Origin of the sequence: Mesorhizobium sp. M1428 (assembly GCF_040317515.1) — a bacterium.
In the GTDB taxonomy this organism is placed as follows: domain Bacteria; phylum Pseudomonadota; class Alphaproteobacteria; order Rhizobiales; family Rhizobiaceae; genus Mesorhizobium.
Genome location: NZ_JAMYKT010000007.1, coordinates 58,800 through 75,351, shown reverse-complemented (window position 1 = coordinate 75,351; position 16,552 = coordinate 58,800). Strand labels below are relative to the sequence as shown.

At 61.9% G+C, this 16,552-nt stretch carries 17 protein-coding genes and 1 pseudogene; 13 read left to right on the top strand and 5 right to left on the bottom strand.

Annotated elements, in window-relative coordinates; all coding sequences use genetic code 11:
* Nucleotides 1-41 precede the first annotated feature (41 nt).
* Nucleotides 42-170 (bottom strand): annotated as a pseudogene (locus NKG60_RS32240) (phosphate/phosphite/phosphonate ABC transporter substrate-binding protein); the annotation flags it as partial.
* A 160-nt stretch (nt 171-330) separates the two neighbouring features.
* Here NKG60_RS32240 and NKG60_RS12225 point away from each other — a divergent pair.
* The 9 genes from NKG60_RS12225 to NKG60_RS12185 all read left to right on the top strand — a co-directional run bounded on the left by NKG60_RS12225 (nt 331) and on the right by NKG60_RS12185 (nt 9,884).
* Nucleotides 331-1,572 (top strand): phosphopentomutase, encoded by a 1,242-nt coding sequence (locus tag NKG60_RS12225; protein ID WP_352866200.1) that lies wholly within the window; start codon nt 331-333, stop codon nt 1,570-1,572.
* Entirely contained in the window at nt 1,565-2,455 is an 891-nt protein-coding gene (gene mutM, locus NKG60_RS12220) for a bifunctional DNA-formamidopyrimidine glycosylase/DNA-(apurinic or apyrimidinic site) lyase (RefSeq protein ID WP_352664246.1), read from the top strand. Before NKG60_RS12225 ends, mutM begins: the two co-directional genes overlap by 8 nt.
* 27 nt (nt 2,456-2,482) lie before the next feature.
* Nucleotides 2,483-3,256, top strand: coding sequence for an enoyl-CoA hydratase (locus tag NKG60_RS12215; protein WP_023719544.1), 774 nt, complete (start codon nt 2,483-2,485; stop codon nt 3,254-3,256).
* Between the two features lie 159 nt (nt 3,257-3,415).
* Nucleotides 3,416-3,682, top strand: coding sequence for a 30S ribosomal protein S20 (gene rpsT / locus NKG60_RS12210; RefSeq protein WP_023676922.1), 267 nt, complete (start codon nt 3,416-3,418; stop codon nt 3,680-3,682).
* 838 nt (nt 3,683-4,520) lie between these two features.
* Nucleotides 4,521-6,068 (top strand): chromosomal replication initiator protein DnaA, encoded by a 1,548-nt coding sequence (dnaA, locus tag NKG60_RS12205; protein WP_376702025.1) that lies wholly within the window; start codon nt 4,521-4,523, stop codon nt 6,066-6,068.
* A gap of 199 nt (nt 6,069-6,267) precedes the next feature.
* Nucleotides 6,268-7,386: a DNA polymerase III subunit beta gene (gene dnaN / locus NKG60_RS12200; protein WP_023676920.1), complete on the top strand. Its 1,119-nt coding sequence runs from the start codon at nt 6,268-6,270 to the stop codon at nt 7,384-7,386.
* A 26-nt stretch (nt 7,387-7,412) separates the two neighbouring features.
* On the top strand, nt 7,413-8,561 hold the full coding sequence (recF, locus tag NKG60_RS12195) for a DNA replication/repair protein RecF (RefSeq protein ID WP_352664248.1): 1,149 nt from the start codon (nt 7,413-7,415) through the stop codon (nt 8,559-8,561).
* Nucleotides 8,562-8,637: 76 nt separating this feature from the next.
* Nucleotides 8,638-9,399 carry a molybdopterin-synthase adenylyltransferase MoeB gene (locus NKG60_RS12190; RefSeq protein WP_352664250.1) on the top strand — a complete coding sequence of 254 codons (762 nt, stop codon included), beginning with the start codon at nt 8,638-8,640 and terminating at the stop codon, nt 9,397-9,399.
* The gene (locus NKG60_RS12185) at nt 9,396-9,884 is read left to right on the top strand and encodes a GNAT family N-acetyltransferase (RefSeq protein WP_352974960.1); all 489 of its coding nucleotides are present in this window, start codon (nt 9,396-9,398) and stop codon (nt 9,882-9,884) included. Before NKG60_RS12190 ends, NKG60_RS12185 begins: the two co-directional genes overlap by 4 nt.
* A 64-nt stretch (nt 9,885-9,948) precedes the next feature.
* Here NKG60_RS12185 and NKG60_RS12180 read toward each other — a convergent pair whose 3' ends face one another.
* Entirely contained in the window at nt 9,949-10,950 is a 1,002-nt protein-coding gene (locus NKG60_RS12180) for a 2-hydroxyacid dehydrogenase (RefSeq protein WP_254816279.1), read from the bottom strand.
* A 155-nt stretch (nt 10,951-11,105) separates the two neighbouring features.
* Between NKG60_RS12180 and NKG60_RS12175 the strand changes: the two genes are divergently transcribed.
* The gene (locus NKG60_RS12175) at nt 11,106-11,663 is read left to right on the top strand and encodes an SH3 domain-containing protein (RefSeq protein WP_023676915.1); all 558 of its coding nucleotides are present in this window, start codon (nt 11,106-11,108) and stop codon (nt 11,661-11,663) included.
* Nucleotides 11,664-11,743: 80 nt separating this feature from the next.
* On the opposite strand, the gene NKG60_RS12170 is transcribed toward NKG60_RS12175, so the two are convergent.
* The gene (locus tag NKG60_RS12170) at nt 11,744-12,103 is read right to left on the bottom strand and encodes a DUF4260 domain-containing protein (protein WP_023676914.1); all 360 of its coding nucleotides are present in this window, start codon (nt 12,101-12,103) and stop codon (nt 11,744-11,746) included.
* Between the two features lie 10 nt (nt 12,104-12,113).
* Nucleotides 12,114-12,545 carry an iron response transcriptional regulator IrrA gene (gene irrA / locus NKG60_RS12165; protein ID WP_023676913.1) on the bottom strand — a complete coding sequence of 144 codons (432 nt, stop codon included), beginning with the start codon at nt 12,543-12,545 and terminating at the stop codon, nt 12,114-12,116.
* A 240-nt stretch (nt 12,546-12,785) separates the two neighbouring features.
* On the opposite strand from irrA, the gene fabA reads away from it, so the two are divergent.
* The 3 genes from fabA (at nt 12,786) to fabI (ending at nt 15,472) form a co-directional block, all read left to right on the top strand.
* Nucleotides 12,786-13,304 (top strand): 3-hydroxyacyl-[acyl-carrier-protein] dehydratase FabA, encoded by a 519-nt coding sequence (gene fabA / locus NKG60_RS12160; RefSeq protein WP_352866191.1) that lies wholly within the window; start codon nt 12,786-12,788, stop codon nt 13,302-13,304.
* A gap of 121 nt (nt 13,305-13,425) precedes the next feature.
* The gene (fabB, locus tag NKG60_RS12155) at nt 13,426-14,646 is read left to right on the top strand and encodes a beta-ketoacyl-ACP synthase I (protein ID WP_352866188.1); all 1,221 of its coding nucleotides are present in this window, start codon (nt 13,426-13,428) and stop codon (nt 14,644-14,646) included.
* A gap of 13 nt (nt 14,647-14,659) precedes the next feature.
* Nucleotides 14,660-15,472: an enoyl-ACP reductase FabI gene (fabI, locus tag NKG60_RS12150; RefSeq protein WP_352664258.1), complete on the top strand. Its 813-nt coding sequence runs from the start codon at nt 14,660-14,662 to the stop codon at nt 15,470-15,472.
* A 36-nt stretch (nt 15,473-15,508) separates the two neighbouring features.
* On the opposite strand, the gene NKG60_RS12145 is transcribed toward fabI, so the two are convergent.
* Entirely contained in the window at nt 15,509-16,522 is a 1,014-nt protein-coding gene (locus NKG60_RS12145; RefSeq protein ID WP_352866186.1) for a class I SAM-dependent methyltransferase, read from the bottom strand.
* Between the last annotated feature and the right edge of the window lie 30 nt (nt 16,523-16,552).

The following is a 16,552-nucleotide window of genomic DNA, read 5'->3' as shown; positions in this document are numbered from 1 at the left end:
CACGATGGCTGCAGCCAGCACATAGTCCCTCGGACCGGCAACGGTTCGGCGACGATACCGATACGGAACGTTCCGATAACATCGCGCCAATCGGCTCGCGCCAGGTTTGCGCAAGACGCATCCAGCAGCAAAGCCAGTACGGCGGCGAATGCGTTCAGGGCAGGCCTCATGCGAGTTCCACGCCGCGCATTTCGATCGGCAGATCGACCATGCCGCGATTCGTCTCTCCCGGGCCAGCACGCCAAGCCGTGCCGTTCGGGTTTCCGAATTGCCAATGGCGGCGCGGAACCCTATGTCTGAGCCAACACACAGGCAATGATGAACCATTAGATGGCACGCGCCTTCCTTTTTGTCCTCGACTCTTTCGGCATCGGCGGCGCGGCCGATGCCGAACGCTATGGCGACACCGGCTCCAACACGTTCGCACACATCGCGCGGGCCTGCGCAGAAGGCCGCGCCGATCGCGAAGGCCTGCGTGACGGACCCCTTCTCGTACCAAATATGCTCGCGCTCGGCCTCGGCCAGGCCGCGGCAACGGCGACGGGTTTCAGGTTCGAGAATGCCGGCAGTGCCCCGCTTGCCGCCGCCTTTCATGGCGCAGCCCAAGAGGTTTCGAGCGGCAAGGACACGCCATCGGGCCATTGGGAAATAGCCGGCCTGCCGGTCCGTTTCGACTGGGGTTACTTCCCGGACACGATTCCCGCCTTTCCAGCCGAATTGACCGAAACAATGGTGCGTGAAGGGAAGGTGCCCGGCATCCTCGGCAATTGCCATGCTCCGGGCACCGAGATCATCGAACGGTTCGGCGAAGACCATATCCGCACCGGCAAGCCGATCTGCTACACCTCGATCGACTCCGTCCTGCAGATTGCCGCGCATGAGGTTCATTTCGGCCTGGAACGGCTTTACGAGTTCTGCAAAGTGGTGCGCAGGCTCGTCGATCCGCTGAATATCGGCCGCGTCATCGCGCGGCCGTTTATCGGTGAAACCGCCGCCACGTTCGAGCGAACGCATAATCGTCGCGACTATGCCGTACCGCCGCCGGAACCGACCTTGCTCGACCGGCTGACGGCGCGCGGCAGCCGGGTTATCGCGGTCGGCAAGATCGGCGACATTTTCGCCCATCGCGGGATCTCGGAAGTCCGCAAGGCTGCCGGCAACATGGCAATGTTCGACAAAGCGCTTGGCGCCATGGAAGATGCCCGCGACGGCGACCTCGTCTTCGCGAACTTTGTCGACTTCGACACCGAGTTCGGGCATCGGCGCGACGTTGCGGGGTATGCCGCCGCACTCGAAGCTTTCGACCGGCGCCTGCCCGAGGCATTCGCACGGCTGAGGCCAGGCGATCTGCTCATTTTGACCGCCGATCACGGCAACGATCCGACGTGGCGCGGCACCGATCACACGCGCGAGCGAATTCCGGTTATCGGGATGCGGCCGGGTTTCAAAGGCGCAGACATCGGACTGAGGACGACATTTGCCGACATCGGCGAAACCGTGGCCGAACATCTCGGGCTGGCGCGCGGCCGTTACGGCACCTCCTTCCATGCCACGATAGATGGCCATGCCTGAGCTGCCGGAGGTCGAGACAGTCAGGCGCGGCCTGCAGCCGGCCCTTGAAGGTGCCCGCATTGTCGGTATCGAGGCACGCCGGCCGGATTTGCGGTTTCCGTTCCCCGAGAGATTTTCGGAGCGGCTGATCGGCAAGACGATTGCGGCGCTCGGCCGCCGTGCCAAATATCTGACGATCCACGTGGACAACGGCCCGGTTTTGATCTGCCATCTCGGCATGTCGGGTTCGTTTCGCATCGAAACGGCCGACGAGAGCGCAACGCCCGGCGCGTTCCACCACGAACGTTCGAAAAATACCGCTCACGATCACGTCGTCTTCGACATCGTATCACCTGCCGGCGTCCGCTCTCGCGTGATCTTCAACGACCCGCGCCGCTTCGGGTTCATGCTGTTTTCGGAAGGCGAGCCCGACATGCATCCGATGCTGGCGGGATTGGGCGTCGAGCCTACAGGCAATGCACTGGACGGCGCGCTGCTCGCTTCGTTGCTGAAAGGTCGCAAGTCACCGCTGAAAGCGGCACTTCTGGACCAGAGGCTGATCGCCGGGCTAGGCAATATCTACGTCTCTGAAGCGCTTTGGCGGGCCGGCCTGTCGCCGCTGCGCGAAGCGGGCACCCTCGCGAGAGCCGGCAAGATAGCCAAAGAGCAGAGCGAACGCCTGGCCGAAGCAATCCGCTCGGTCGTCGCCGATGCGATCGCCGCCGGCGGCTCGTCGTTGCGCGATTATATGCAGACCGATGGATCGCTGGGCTACTTCCAGCATTCCTTCGCGGTTTACGATCGCGAGGGCGAAGCCTGCTCCAAGCCTGGTTGTGGCGGCCACATCGAGCGTATCGTGCAAAGCGGTCGTTCGACTTTCCACTGCCGGACCTGTCAGGCTTGAACCAGAAGCGAGGAGGAGGAGCAAAGCATGGGCTATGAAACCATCATCGTCGAAACCCGCGGCAAGGTCGGGCTGATTACGCTGAACCGGCCGCAGGCGCTCAACGCGCTGAATTCACAAGTGCTGGCGGAACTGGTCGCGTCGGTGAATAGCATGGGCGCCAATGCCGACATTGGCGCCATGGTCATCACTGGTTCGGAAAAGGCTTTCGCGGCAGGTGCCGATATCAAGGAAATGCAGTCGATCTCCTATGTGGATGCCTATCTGCAGGACTTCTTCGTCGGCTGGGAAGAATTTACGCGGGCACGAAAGCCGATCATCGCGGCGGTGGCGGGCTATGCGCTGGGCGGCGGCTGCGAACTGGCGATGATGTGCGACTTCATTATTGCCGCCGACACCGCCAAGTTTGGCCAACCCGAGATCACGCTTGGCGTCATGCCCGGCATGGGCGGGTCGCAGCGCCTGACCCGCTTCGTCGGCAAGTCGAAGGCGATGGACATGTGCTTGACGGGGCGAATGATGGACGCAGCCGAGGCCGAGCGTTCCGGCCTGGTCTCGCGCGTGGTGCCAGCCGGCGAGTTGATCGAGGAAGCGCTTAAGGCAGCGGCCAAGATCGCCGGTTTTTCCTTGCCGTCGGTGATGATGGCAAAGGAGGCCGTCAACCGCGCCTATGAGACGACGCTCACCGAGGGTCTGCGGTTCGAGCGCCGGCTATTTCATTCGCTGTTTGCGCTGGATGACCAGAAGGAAGGCATGGCGGCCTTCACCGGCAAGCGGAAGCCGAATTTCACGAACCGATGAGATGACGAAGGCGCCGGTCAAAAAGAAAGCGCTGCAGCGTTGACGCGCCGGAAAAGCTGAACTATAAGCCGCACCAATCGAGGCGGCCCTGTGGCTGCCCGTTTGTTTTTGCGCCCTGCGGTATCCCGCAAGCGCCCACCAGATCAGAAGAGAGGCACCATGGCCAATACCTCCTCGGCCAAAAAGGCAACGCGCAAGATCGCCCGTCGCGCCGCGATCAACAAGAACCGCCGCTCCCGCGTCCGGACCTACATCCGCCAGGTCGAAGAGGCGCTCGCGGCTGGCGACAAGGCGGCCGCACAGGCTGCCTTCAAGGTGGCCGAGCCGGAATTGATGCGCGCCGCGACCAAGGGCGTGGTGCACAAGAACACGGCATCGCGCAAGGTGTCGCGGCTGGCCCAACGGGTCAAGGTGCTGTCAGCCTAATATATCCATCTTGAACTGCGCTTCTTCAAACCCGGCCAATCGCGCCGGGTTTTTTCGTTTGCCGGCAAGTACTTAAAAGAAAGCCCGCAAAACGGCGCTCCGCGAGCATTTCAAAGTTCGAAATGCTTTGCCGGCATATACATGCCCGCTCATATTCGGAGCCTCCGAATCCGCCCATACGAAAATTTCCGAGCGTCACAGATTACCATTTCTTTTCAGCAGCTTACCGATGGTGATCCACAGCTTGTTCACATCAGCTGCAGTCGATAGGCGACAATTGGCTGTCAAGTGAATTATTTCAGAAAATTTCGCGTTGTGTGGCCTTTTTCATATTCGGCGGAAAAGGGTTTGAATCACAATGGCTTTGTCAAAATCAACTGTTGCAGCATGGCGTCCGAAACGTTCCTTGCCAGTCAGATTCCTTAAAAATCCGTTAGGGGTGGCCTTGCCCTATCCACAGCGATTTCGGTAATGTCTGTCCATCGAAGGGACGGGCCCTTGGCCCTTGACCAGCCTGAAACCGGCCAGCTCAAATTGGCAGAGTTTACAGCGCGGATTCAACTCCGCGGACGGGGTTGGTTTGTCTTTTCGATACGGTAGGGGACTGGCGTAATTGTACATGGCAGGTCGACGGTGCGCCGGCGGTTTTTCGCCGGACGGCATTTTGTTGCCCTGACATGACCAAAGCGGATCGGCTCTTCGGCGCCGGACCGACAACGAGGCGATTCATCAGCCGGCGGCGGCGATGGTGTCGCAGCGAAGACACGGTCGCCGGAAACATGGATGCAGGAGGCGCATCCCCGGCGGAAAACAGGTACAAGAGACAAGGAACTCGATCATGCAGAGCGGCGGCATCGAAAGGGAGCTTACAGGCGACCTCCCATTTCCTGGAACGTTAATCGGAAGGAACGACATGGCGGCTTCCAATGAAGCTGAACAGAAGTTCGATCGGGTCAAGGCCCAGTTGAAGGCGCGTCTGGGGACCGAGGTCTATTCGAGTTGGTTCGGGCGCATGAAGGTCGCTGAATCTTCCAAGGGCATTGTCCGCATCTCTGTGCCAACCGCATTCCTGCGTTCATGGATCAACGGCCACTATCTCGATCTCATCACCGAGTTGTGGAAGCACGAGGATCCGGAGATCCTCAAGATCGAGATCGTCGTTCGTACCGCCACACGCCAGGGCCGCAACAGCGTCGAGCCAGAAGTGGCCCCGGCGCGCAAGATGACCAGGCAGACGCAAACCGCGCTCTCTGCCGGCACGGCGAGCCCCAGCAGGGTCGAACGGGTCCCGGCACCCCGCCCAGGGATGCCGGCAGAAACCGAGTTCCGGCACAATGTTCTCGGTTCGCCGCTCGATCCACGCTACACTTTCACCTCCTTCATCGAAGGACCATCGAACCGAGTGGCTTTTGCCGCCGCCAAGGCGGTCGCGGAATCGCAGTCGAGCGCGGTGCGTTTCAATCCACTCTTTCTCCACGCGACGGTCGGGCTGGGCAAAACGCATCTGTTGCAGGCGATCGCCGCAGAATCGCTGAAGCAGAATCCGAAATCGCGGGTCGTCTATCTGACGGCTGAGTATTTCATGTGGCGGTTCGCCACCGCGATCCGCGACAACAACGCACTGACGCTGAAAGAACAGCTGCGCGACATCGACCTCCTCATTATCGACGACATGCAGTTCCTGCAGGGCAAGTCGATCCAGCACGAATTCTGCCATCTGATCAACATGCTGCTCGACAGCGCCAAGCAAGTGGTGGTCGCTGCCGACCGGCCGCCGTCCGAATTGGAGTCGCTGGAGCCCCGCGTCCGCTCGCGCCTCAATGGCGGCGTCGCGCTGGAAATGTCAGCCCCGGATTTCGCTATGCGTATCGGTATGCTCAAGCTCAGGCTTGCCACCGCCAAGCTCGACGATGCGTCGCTCGATATTTCCGAAGAGATCCTCAACCACGTCGCCCGCACGGTGACCGGCAGCGGACGCGAGCTCGAAGGTGCCTTCAACCAGCTTTTGTTTCGCCAATCCTTCGAACCGCAGATCACCATCGACCGCATCGACGAGATCCTTGGCCACATCTATCGTTCGGGCGAACCCAAGCGGGTGCGTATCGAGGACATCCAGCGTATCGTCGCGCGCCACTACAACGTGTCGAAGACCGAACTTCTGTCCAACCGGCGCACACGCACCATCGTCAAGCCACGGCAGGTCGCCATGTATCTGTCGAAGGTGATGACGCCGCGCTCGCTGCCGGAGATTGGGCGGCGGTTCGGCGGCCGTGACCATACGACCGTGCTGCATGCGGTGCGCAAGATCGAGGATCTTTCCGGTGCCGACAACACACTGGCGCAGGAACTCGAATTGCTGAGAAGGCTGATCAACGACCAGGCCTGACGGCCCGAAAAACGCCAGCTCGCGGACTTCGGCCTTTTTATCCCCAGAAAGCCCGTGCAGCCGGCCCGAACCGGTGGCCCGGGCTTGCGTTTGCCGGGTTTTTCCTGTCAGTTTACGCAGATTCTGAGCCTGTTCAGACCTTTCGCGGGGCGCCGGTTGCCGGAGACCCGTTCATTCATTCAAGCGAGCCTGTTTCGTCATGCGTGTTATCCTGGAACGGTCAAATCTCCTGAAGTCGCTCAACCATGTTCACCGTGTGGTCGAGCGGCGCAACACCATTCCGATCCTGTCGAACGTGCTGCTCAGCGCCGAGGGGGCCAGCCTTGAAATGAAGGCGACCGACCTGGACCTGGAGGTGACCGAAGCAACGCCGGCAAAGGTCGAGCGTGGCGGGGCGACGACGGTCCCGGCACATCTGCTCTACGACATCGTGCGCAAGCTTGCCGATGGCGCGGAGGTGGCGCTGAAGACCGACGAAGACGGCAACGCCATGACGGTGACGTCGGGGCGCTCGAGCTTCCGCCTGCAATGCCTGCCGCAGTCCGACTTTCCCGAGCTTTCAGCCGGGTCGTTCTCGCATATTTTCCGGCTCGATTCCGTCGGACTAAAGGGGCTCATCGAAAAGACCCAGTTCGCCATCTCGACCGAGGAGACGCGCTATTATCTGAACGGCATCTATCTGCACACGCACGAGGCCGGCGGCAAGCTGAAGCTGCGCTCGGTCGCGACCGATGGCCACCGACTGGCGCGCGCCGAGATCGATGCGCCGGCAGGCTCCGAGGGCATGCCTGGCGTCATCATCCCGCGAAAGACGGTCAGCGAGCTGCAAAAGCTGGTCGACGATCCCGATGTTGCAGTGACCACCGAGCTGTCGGACACCAAGATCCGTTTCACCATCGGCAGCGTCATCTTGACCTCCAAGCTGATCGACGGCACTTTCCCAGACTACCAGCGCGTCATTCCGACCGGCAACGACAAGAAGCTGATTATCGATCGCCAGAGTTTCGCCGCCGCCGTCGATCGCGTCTCGACCATTTCGTCCGAACGCGGCCGGGCGGTGAAGCTTTCGATTGCCGAAGGGCAGGTCACGCTTGCGGTCAACAACCCGGATTCGGGCAGCGCCACCGAGGAACTGGCGGCCGACTATTCGTCCGATCCGATCGAAATTGGCTTCAACGCCAAATACCTGCTCGACGTTGCCGCGCAACTGACCGGCACGGAGGCGAAGTTCATGCTGGCGGATGCCGGTTCCCCGACGCTGATCCACGACATGGCCGACGAGACCGCGCTCTACGTGCTGATGCCGATGCGGGTGTAGGGCCCGAACGGGGCCATCTTGCTGTCGTGACCAGATCTGCAAAACCGCAGCAGACCTACATAAGTAAGCTCACACTTACGAATTTTCGCAACTATGCGGCGTTGGCAATCGACCTTGATCCCGGCGCTGTGGTTTTCTCCGGCGACAATGGCGCCGGCAAGACCAATCTGCTTGAAGCGATCTCGCTGCTCACGCCAGGCCGGGGCCTGCGCCGCGCACCCTATGCCGAGGTGGCGCGCGAAGGCGGCGATGGTGGCTTTGCGCTGCATGCCCGGCTTGACGGACCGGAAGGCCAGGTCGAGATTGGTACGGGGATAGCGGGCAGCGACGGCGAAGGCGGCCGGCGGGTGCGGATCAACGGCGCGGCGGCACGCTCAGCGGAAGACATGCTGGAATGGCTGCGCGTGGTCTGGCTGACACCGGCCATGGACGGCCTGTTCCCCGGGCCGGCCGCCGACCGCCGGCGCTTCCTCGACCGGCTGGTGCTGGCGATCGATCCCGGCCACGGCCAGCGCGCGCTTGACTACGAAAAGGCAATGCGCGGCCGCAACAGACTGCTCGCCGACGGTTCGCGCGACGGTGCCTGGTTCGACGCAATCGAGATACAAATGGCCGAGACCGGCGTGGCAATTGCCGCGGCGCGTGCCGAACTGGTGCGCCTGCTCGCCGCCATGATCGACCGTCTGCCCGGCGACGGACCGTTTCCGCAAGCCGACATCGGCATCTCGGGCGAACTGGAAGGCGAAATCGGTATGTTGCCAGCCGTCGACGTCGAGGAACGGTTCCGTCGTGCGCTTGCCCAAGGGCGCGACCGCGACCGCACTGCGGGACGCACGCTCGACGGCCCGCACCGTTCCGACCTTGTGGTGCGCCACCGGCCCAAGGCGATGCCGGCCGAGCTCTGTTCGACCGGTGAGCAGAAGGCGCTGCTGGTCGGCATTGTCTTGTCGCATGCGCGGCTAACCGGCGAGATGTCGGGCATGACGCCGATCCTGCTGCTCGACGAGATTGCTGCCCATCTCGACGGCGGTCGACGGGCGGCCTTGTTCTCGATCCTGGAGGAGCTGAACTGCCAGGCTTTCATGACCGGGACCGATGCCGCATTGTTTGACAGCCTCAAGGGACGCGCGCAGTTCCTGACCGTCGATCACGGTACGGTCAGGCCGACCATTTGAACTTGGTTCATGGCGCACTTCTGAGCGGCATGCATTGATACCTGACAAGCTTTTTCCTCCGCTATATGGTCCGGCGATGATCACAGCCGCCCTCACCGATGAAGAGCTCGAACGCTACGCCCGCCACATCGTGCTGCCCGAGATCGGCGGCGCCGGCCAGCAGCGGCTGAAGCGGGCGCGGGTGCTGGTCATCGGCGCCGGCGGATTGGGAGCGCCGGTGCTCGAATACCTCGCCGCCGCAGGGATTGGCACTCTCGGTATCGTCGACGACGACATCGTTTCGCTTTCCAACCTGCAACGACAAGTGATCCACGCCACGGGCGATGTCGGGGTGGCGAAAACCGACAGCGCCAGGGCGGCGATCATCCGCATCAATCCAAACGTCGTCGTGGAAGAGCACAATTTCAGGCTGACCGTGGACAACGCCCCTGCTCTCATCGCCCGTTATGACATCGTCGTTGACGGCTCCGACAATTTCGAGACACGCTATGCGGTGGCCGACGCCTGCGCCGCCGAGAGCCGGCCGCTCGTGCATGCCGCCGTTGGCCGCTTCGACGGCTCGGTCACCGTGCTGAAACCGTTCGAAACCGGTCCGGACGGCACGTTGAACCCAAGCTACCGCGATCTCTTTCCCGAGGCGCCGCCGCCGGGACTGGTGCCGTCCTGCGCGGTGGCCGGCATTGTCGGCGCGCTGACCGGGGTCATCGGCACGCTGCAGGCCATGGAAGCGATCAAGCTGATCACCGGGATTGGCGAGCCGCTGGTCGGACGACTGCTGCTCTACGATGCGCTTGCGGCACGCTTCGACACGATCCGCTACAAGCGAACCAGCCCGTGAGCCTGCCTGCCGACGTTTCCATCGTGCAGCTTGCGGCCGATTTCGACCGTTGGGACGAGATCTTGGCACTTGTCCTGCGCGCCTTCGCCTTCATGGACCGGGTTATTGACCCGCCATCCTCGGCGCATCGGCTCACCGTCGAAAATCTCAGAGCTAAAGCGACGGAGGAGACAACATTCCTGGCGCTGAAGCAAAGCGAGATCGTCGGTTGCGTCTTCGTCCTGAAGCGCGCAGACGACCTCTATATTGGAAAGCTCGCGGTCGAGCCGGCTCTTCAGGGACAAGGCATTGGAAAACGACTGATGCAGGCCGTCGAAGATCTTGCCCGCAGCCACAACAGGACCGCCATCGAGCTCCAGACCCGGATCGAGCTGACCGGAAATCACGCAGCCTTTGTCCGCCTCGGTTTTCGTGAAACCGAACGGACAGCGCACAAGGGCTACGACCGGCCGACCTCAATCACCATGCGCAAGGCGCTTTCGTAAGCCAACATTGTGCAAAGACGAACGTGTGGTTGCCGCGGCAAGACCATGACGGCATGACGGCAGGTCACGCCCGCAGCGGCAGCACGCGGTCGGGCGGGCGATGACCGTCGAAGAAGGCGCGGATGTTGATGATCACCTTCTCGCCCATGTCGATACGGCCTTCGAGCGTCGCCGAACCCATATGCGGCAACAGCACGACCTTGCCTTTGTGGGCGAGCTTCAGCAGCTTGCTGTTCAGCGCCGGCTCGTGCTCGTACACGTCGAGGCCGGCGCCAGCGATCTTGCCGTCATGGATGAGCTTGACCAGCGATTCCTCATCGATGATATCGCCGCGCGCGGTGTTGACTATGTAAGCTGACGGTTGCAGAAGCGCCAGCCGCCGCGCCGAAAGCAGGTGGAAGGTTGCCGGTGTCGATGGGCAATTGACCGAGATAATGTCCATGCGGGCGAGCATCTGGTCGAGGCTTTCCCAATACGTCGCCTCCAACTCGTCCTCGATTGCTGGCAGCACGCGGTGGCGGTTGTGGTAGTGGATCGAGAGGCCAAAGGCCTTGGCGCGCCTGGCGACGGCGGTGCCGATGCGACCCATGCCGACAATGCCGAGCCGTTTGCCCCAGATGCGCCGGCCGAGCATCCAGGTCGGCGACCAGCCCGCCCATTTCTTGTCGCCGGTCAGCACGTTGGCGCCTTCGGCCAGCCGCCGCGGCACGGCCAGCATCAGCGCCATGGTCATGTCGGCCGTATCTTCGGTCAACACGTTCGGCGTGTTAGTGACGGTGATGCCTTTCTTGGCCGCTGCCGCAACATCGATCTTGTCGACGCCATTGCCGAAATTGGCGATCAGCTTGAGGTTGTCGCCAGCCTGGGCAATCAGCGCCGCATCGATATTGTCGGTCACGGTCGGCACCAGCACGTCGGCCTCCTTGACCGCCGCCACTAATTCCGGCTGCGTCATCGGCCTGTCCTCGACATTCAAGCGGGCGTCGAACAATTCGCGCATGCGGGTCTCGACCGGGTCGGGCAATTTGCGCGTGATGATGACGAGGGGCTTCTTTTTGCCTGCCATTGTTTCCTCGAACCCGATCTCGTTGAGACCTCTTTAACCAAGAACGGCGAAACTGAGAGCCGATCGCGGTACCGGTCATCCATGTAACAAGCGGTTCCGCCGAAGACAAAGAAAAAGGGGCGAAGGCCGATGGGCCGGCGCCGAAAGGAACGAAAGTGTCTGGTTTCGCGTCGCTCCGCCTGACCCTCAGTGCAGCATTCCTCGGCGCTCTCATCCATAGCCCACTGGTGATGGCGCAAAGTGCCGCGGCACCCGCCCAGAGCGTCACGCTCGGACCAAGCGGCTTGCCGCTGCCGCGCTTCGTCAGCCTGAAATCCGGCCGCGTCAACTCGCGCGTTGGGCCGGGCGTCAACTATTCCGTCGACTGGATGTATATGAAGCCGGGCCTGCCGATGGAGATCATCCAGGAGTTCGATACGTGGCGCCGGGTGCGCGATGCCGACGGCTCGGAAGGCTGGATCAATCAGTCGCTGCTTTCGGGCCGCCGCACGGCGATCGTCGCCCCCTGGCAGCGCGGCAAGGACGCTCGCGTCAACCTCCTCGACGACCCGGCAAAAGATGCAGGCGTCATCGCGATCCTCGAACCGGGGGTGATGGGCACGATCAAGTCCTGCGATGGCCAGTGGTGCGAAATGACCTTCGACGGCCACACCGGCTGGCTCGCGCAGTCGCTGGTCTGGGGTGCCTATCCCGGCGAAAAGGTCAAGAACTGACTTTTCCGAACCGGAGGTCGGACCAGCGCTGCAAGCACGGATCCGGCATTTGTTTCGCTGATCTTCGGTTCGGGGATGGTTTAGCGGCCGATGCGGCCGAGATGGGTATCCTGGAAACTGCTCGACAGCTTCAAACCATAGCCCAGAGCGCGGTCGATAGCGATGTGGGCGATCCAGATCAGCGCAACAGCTATCGCCATTGCATTGTCAAACACGCTGCCGACAAGCGCCAGCAGAACGGGCAAGATCAGTATGTGCAAGGCGTTGTAGGCGACGGCCCCGACGCGCGGCCCGGCCATGTAACCCAGCATCGACAGGTCGGGCGCCAGAATGAGCACGGCAAACAGCCACCAGGAAACACCGGCGATTGCATAGAAGACAAGAGCCGCCACCGCGACGGCGACCCATTCGAGCCGGAGCGTCAAATCCAGGAATTTCATAAGGCGCCGGTCAGTCGCAGCGTTTCGGACGCAGTCTCACCACGATATCGACATTGGCGATCTCCATGCCCTCCGGCGGTTCCGGCAGGTTGGAAACCGTCACCGGGCCGCTGTCGATATCGAAGATCCTGTTTTCGCCCTCGATATAGAAATGATGGTGATCGGAGGTATTGGTGTCGAAATAAGTCTTCGATCCCTCGACGGCGAGGATGCGCAGAAGACCTGCCTGGGTAAACTGGTGCAGAGCATTGTAGACGGTGGCCAGAGACACCGGCACGCCGGCGGCAAGCGCCTCCTCGTGCAGTTCCTCGGCCGAAAGATGGCGGTCGCCCTTGGCGAAAAGCAGATCGGCCAGCGCGATGCGCTGGCGTGTCGGCCTCAGACCGGCCTCGCGAACCCGCTTGTCCACAGCGACATTATCCTTCCGGCAACCCAGATCCATCTACCCGTCGCGCTCACAGTTCCGCCTCAGACACGCCCAAAATGGCAGAAATAGAGCATCTGCCGAAACTGAACGTGTCGTGACATATATTCTGTCGACCGAATGCGATCAATAGTGCGCATTGACCCGGGCAGACGGGCAGGTTAAGCGCAAACGCCGGTTTCCGGCCTGAAACAGATTGTGTTAGGAAACCACCGACAAGGGCGCCTATCGCCCGAGACGATCACGGGGACGAGATTGATGGCGGGTTCGAAATCCAACTACGGTTACGAGGAATTGCTTGCCTGCGCCCGCGGCGAGCTGTTCGGACCGGGAAATGCGCAGCTGCCCTATCCGCCGATGCTGATGTTCGACCGCATCACCGAGATCAGCGAAACTGGCGGTGCGTTCGACAAGGGTTTCATCCGCGCGGAATTCGATATCAAGCCGGATTTGTGGTTTTTCGCCTGCCATTTCATCGGCAATCCGATCATGCCGGGATGCCTGGGCTTGGACGCCATGTGGCAGTTGACGGGGTTCTATCTCGGATGGCTCGGTGAACCCGGCAAGGGGATGGCGCTGTCGACCGGCGAGGTGAGGTTCAAAGGCATGGTCACGCCCTCGGTCAAGAAGGTGGAGTATGGCGTCGACTTCAAGCGAGTGATGCGCGGTCGGCTTGTGCTTGGCATCGCCGATGGCTGGCTGAAGGCAGATGGCGAGCCCATATACGCGGCAACGGATCTGAAGGTCGGTCTGTCCAAGCAACCGGCCGCCGTCTGAACGAAGACCCTACAGTGCCACGTCTTGGACGTCCAAAGGACGCTGTAGCACTTTAATTTGCGCATGGTTCCGTTCCGGAAATTGATTTCAGGTTCAGGGTCCGCGCTGGAAGGAGTTGCGAATGAGACGGGTCGTAGTCACAGGTCTCGGCATCGTGTCGTCGATCGGCAACAATGCCAACGAGGTGCAGACCTCGCTGCACGATGCCAGGTCCGGCATCAGCTTCTCCGACTCTTTCGCCGAGCATGGCTTCCGTTGCCGGGTGTGGGGTGCGCCGACGCTGGATCCATCGAACATGATCGACCGTCGCGCCATGCGCTTCCTGTCGCAGGGTGCTGCCTGGAACCACGTCGCAATGGACCAGGCGATCGCAGACGCCGGCCTCGACGAGACCGACATCACCAACGAGCGAACCGGCATCGTGATGGGCTCCGGCGGACCGTCGACCCGAGCAATCGTCGAAGCGGCCGAGACCACGATCAAGAACGGAAGTCCCAAGCGGATCGGCCCCTTCGCGGTGCCAAAGGCGATGTCGTCGACCGCGTCGGCGACGCTTGCCACCTGGTTCAAGATCCACGGCGTCAACTATTCGATCTCATCGGCCTGCTCGACGTCTGCGCATTGCATCGGCAATGGCTACGAGCTGATCCAGTGGGGCAAGCAGGACATCGTCTTCGCCGGCGGCCATGAGGATCTCGACTGGACGATGTCGGATCTCTTCGATGCCATGGGCGCCATGTCGTCCAAGTTCAACGACAGGGCATCGGTCGCCTCCCGCGCCTATGACGTCGATCGCGACGGTTTCGTCATTGCCGGCGGCGCCGGCGTGCTGATTCTTGAAGAGCTCGAGCATGCCAAGGCACGCGGCGCCAAGATCTATGCCGAGATCGTCGGCTATGGCGCGACCTCGGACGGCTACGACATGGTGGCGCCGTCGGGCGAAGGCGCGGCGCGCTGCATGAAGCAGGCGCTCGCAACGGTGTCCTCGCCGGTCGACTACATCAATACGCACGGCACTTCGACGCCGGTCGGCGATTCCAAGGAAATGGGCGCCATCCGCGAGGTGTTCGGCGAGAAGATGCCTTTCATCACGTCGACCAAATCGCTGACCGGCCATTCGCTGGGTGCGGCCGGCGTGCAGGAATCGATCTACTCGATCCTGATGATGCAAGGCGGCTTCATCGGCGAGAGCGCCCACATTGACAACCTCGATCCGGAATTCGAAGGCATGCCGATCGTGCGCAAGCGCATCGACGAAGCCAGGATCGACACCGTTTTGTCCAATTCGTTCGGTTTCGGTGGCACCAACGCTACGCTGATTTTCCAGCGCTATTCCGCATAAGGATTTGCCTACCATGGACGGATTGATGAAGGGCAAGCGCGGGCTTGTCATGGGTGTCGCCAACGATCATTCGATCGCCTGGGGTATCGCCCGCAAACTGTCCGAACATGGCGCGGAACTCGCCTTCACTTATCAGGGTGAGGCCTTCGGGCGCCGGGTCAAGCCTCTCGCCGAGAGACTGGGCGCATCGCTGGTCGTGCCTTGCGACGTAGAGGACAGCGCATCGGTCGCTGCCACCTTCGAGACCCTTGGCAAGGCGTGGGGCGGGCTGGACTTCGTCGTCCATGCCATCGGCTTTTCCGACAAGAACGAGCTGAAAGGCCTCTACGCCGACACCAGCCGCGACAACTTCATCCGCACCATGGTGATCTCCTGCTACTCCTTCACCGAGGTCGCCCGTCACGCCGCCACGTTGATGAAGGATAGCGGTTCGATGATCACGCTGACCTATGCCGGTTCGGTCCGTGTCATGCCGAACTACAACGTCATGGGCGTCGCCAAGGCCGGGCTGGAGGCCAGTGTCCGCTATCTCGCCAACGACTACGGCCCGCGCGGCATCAGGGTGAACGGCATATCGGCGGGACCGGTACGGACGCTTGCGGGCGCCGGGATTTCCGACGCACGCCACATGTTTTCCTATCAGCAGCGCAACTCGCCGCTACGTCGTACAGTGACGATCGACGAAGTCGGCGGCTCCGCGCTTTATTTGCTGTCCGACCTGTCCTCCGGCGTCACCGGCGAAATCCACTATGTCGATTCCGGCTATCACATCGTGTCCATGCCGACGCTTGACGAGTTGAAGCGGACCGACGGCGGGCGGGAATAGCGCGAGCGACGTATCGCCGGCTGACCCCGCAGCATTTCAGCGTCGCGCCGAGAAGACCTTGAACATGCCGTCGCGGGCGAGCTCCGCATGGCTGGAGAAGGCAGCGGCCAGCACCGGTTCGTAGGGAAGCTGACGGTTTGCCACCATGAACAGCCGGCCGCCCGGTTTCAGCGCCTTGCCTGCCGCGCGGATCATGCCGGCACCGATTTCCGGCTCAGTCGCCCGGCTGCGGTGAAAGGGTGGGTTCATGACGACCACATCGTAGCGGCGCTCGACCGGTTCGCTCAAAAGATCTATCCAGAAGAAACGTGGCTCCACGCCTGTGTTGCCGACATTGGCCTTCGCCGCCTCCAGCGCTTCGCAATCCGCTTCGTAAAGGTCAAGCGCCGATATGCCGGGTGAACGGGCGGCGACTTCGGCGGCGACATAGCCCCAACCGGCACAGAAATCCGCAACGCCGCCACGCAGATCGTTGGGCAGATTTTCGACCAGCAGCGTCGATCCCGCATCGATCTTGTCGAACGAAAACATGCCTGGGGCCGTGCGGAAGCGGTCCTCGACCACCAAGTCCGGATTGGCGGCGCGAAGCGTTGCCGCGGCAATGGTATCGGCCGGCCTGCGAAACCAGAAAGCAATGCCGTGATGCTTCGGCAGGTGGCCTTCGAGCGGCACAAGGGCGCCGACATGCTTGCGCAGGCTGGCGATGCCATCGTCCTTGCCGCCCGCGACGACGATCAACCCGCCTGGTGCCACGCGTTCGACCGCTTCGGCGACGCGCAACTCGTTTTGGCCGCGATGGCGGCCGGCGAGCACAAATGCCGCGTCGAAAGTCTCGCCTTCGACCTGCGGCGTCACCGTGAAGCCGGATGCCTGCAAGGCGCGAAAATGCGGCCGGAAGCCTTGGACGAGATGAAGCCTGGCATCAAAGCCTTCAGGCAAGCGAAAGCCGGGCTCGGCACCGAGAAAGAGAATGCGTTCATCCTTTCCTGGCAGGGAAACAGCCCCGGCCTCGAATGGATGGAAAAGCGTCTTCAGCGGCTCGGCGGACATTCACCTACTCTGCAAGGCTGTTGTTGAAAT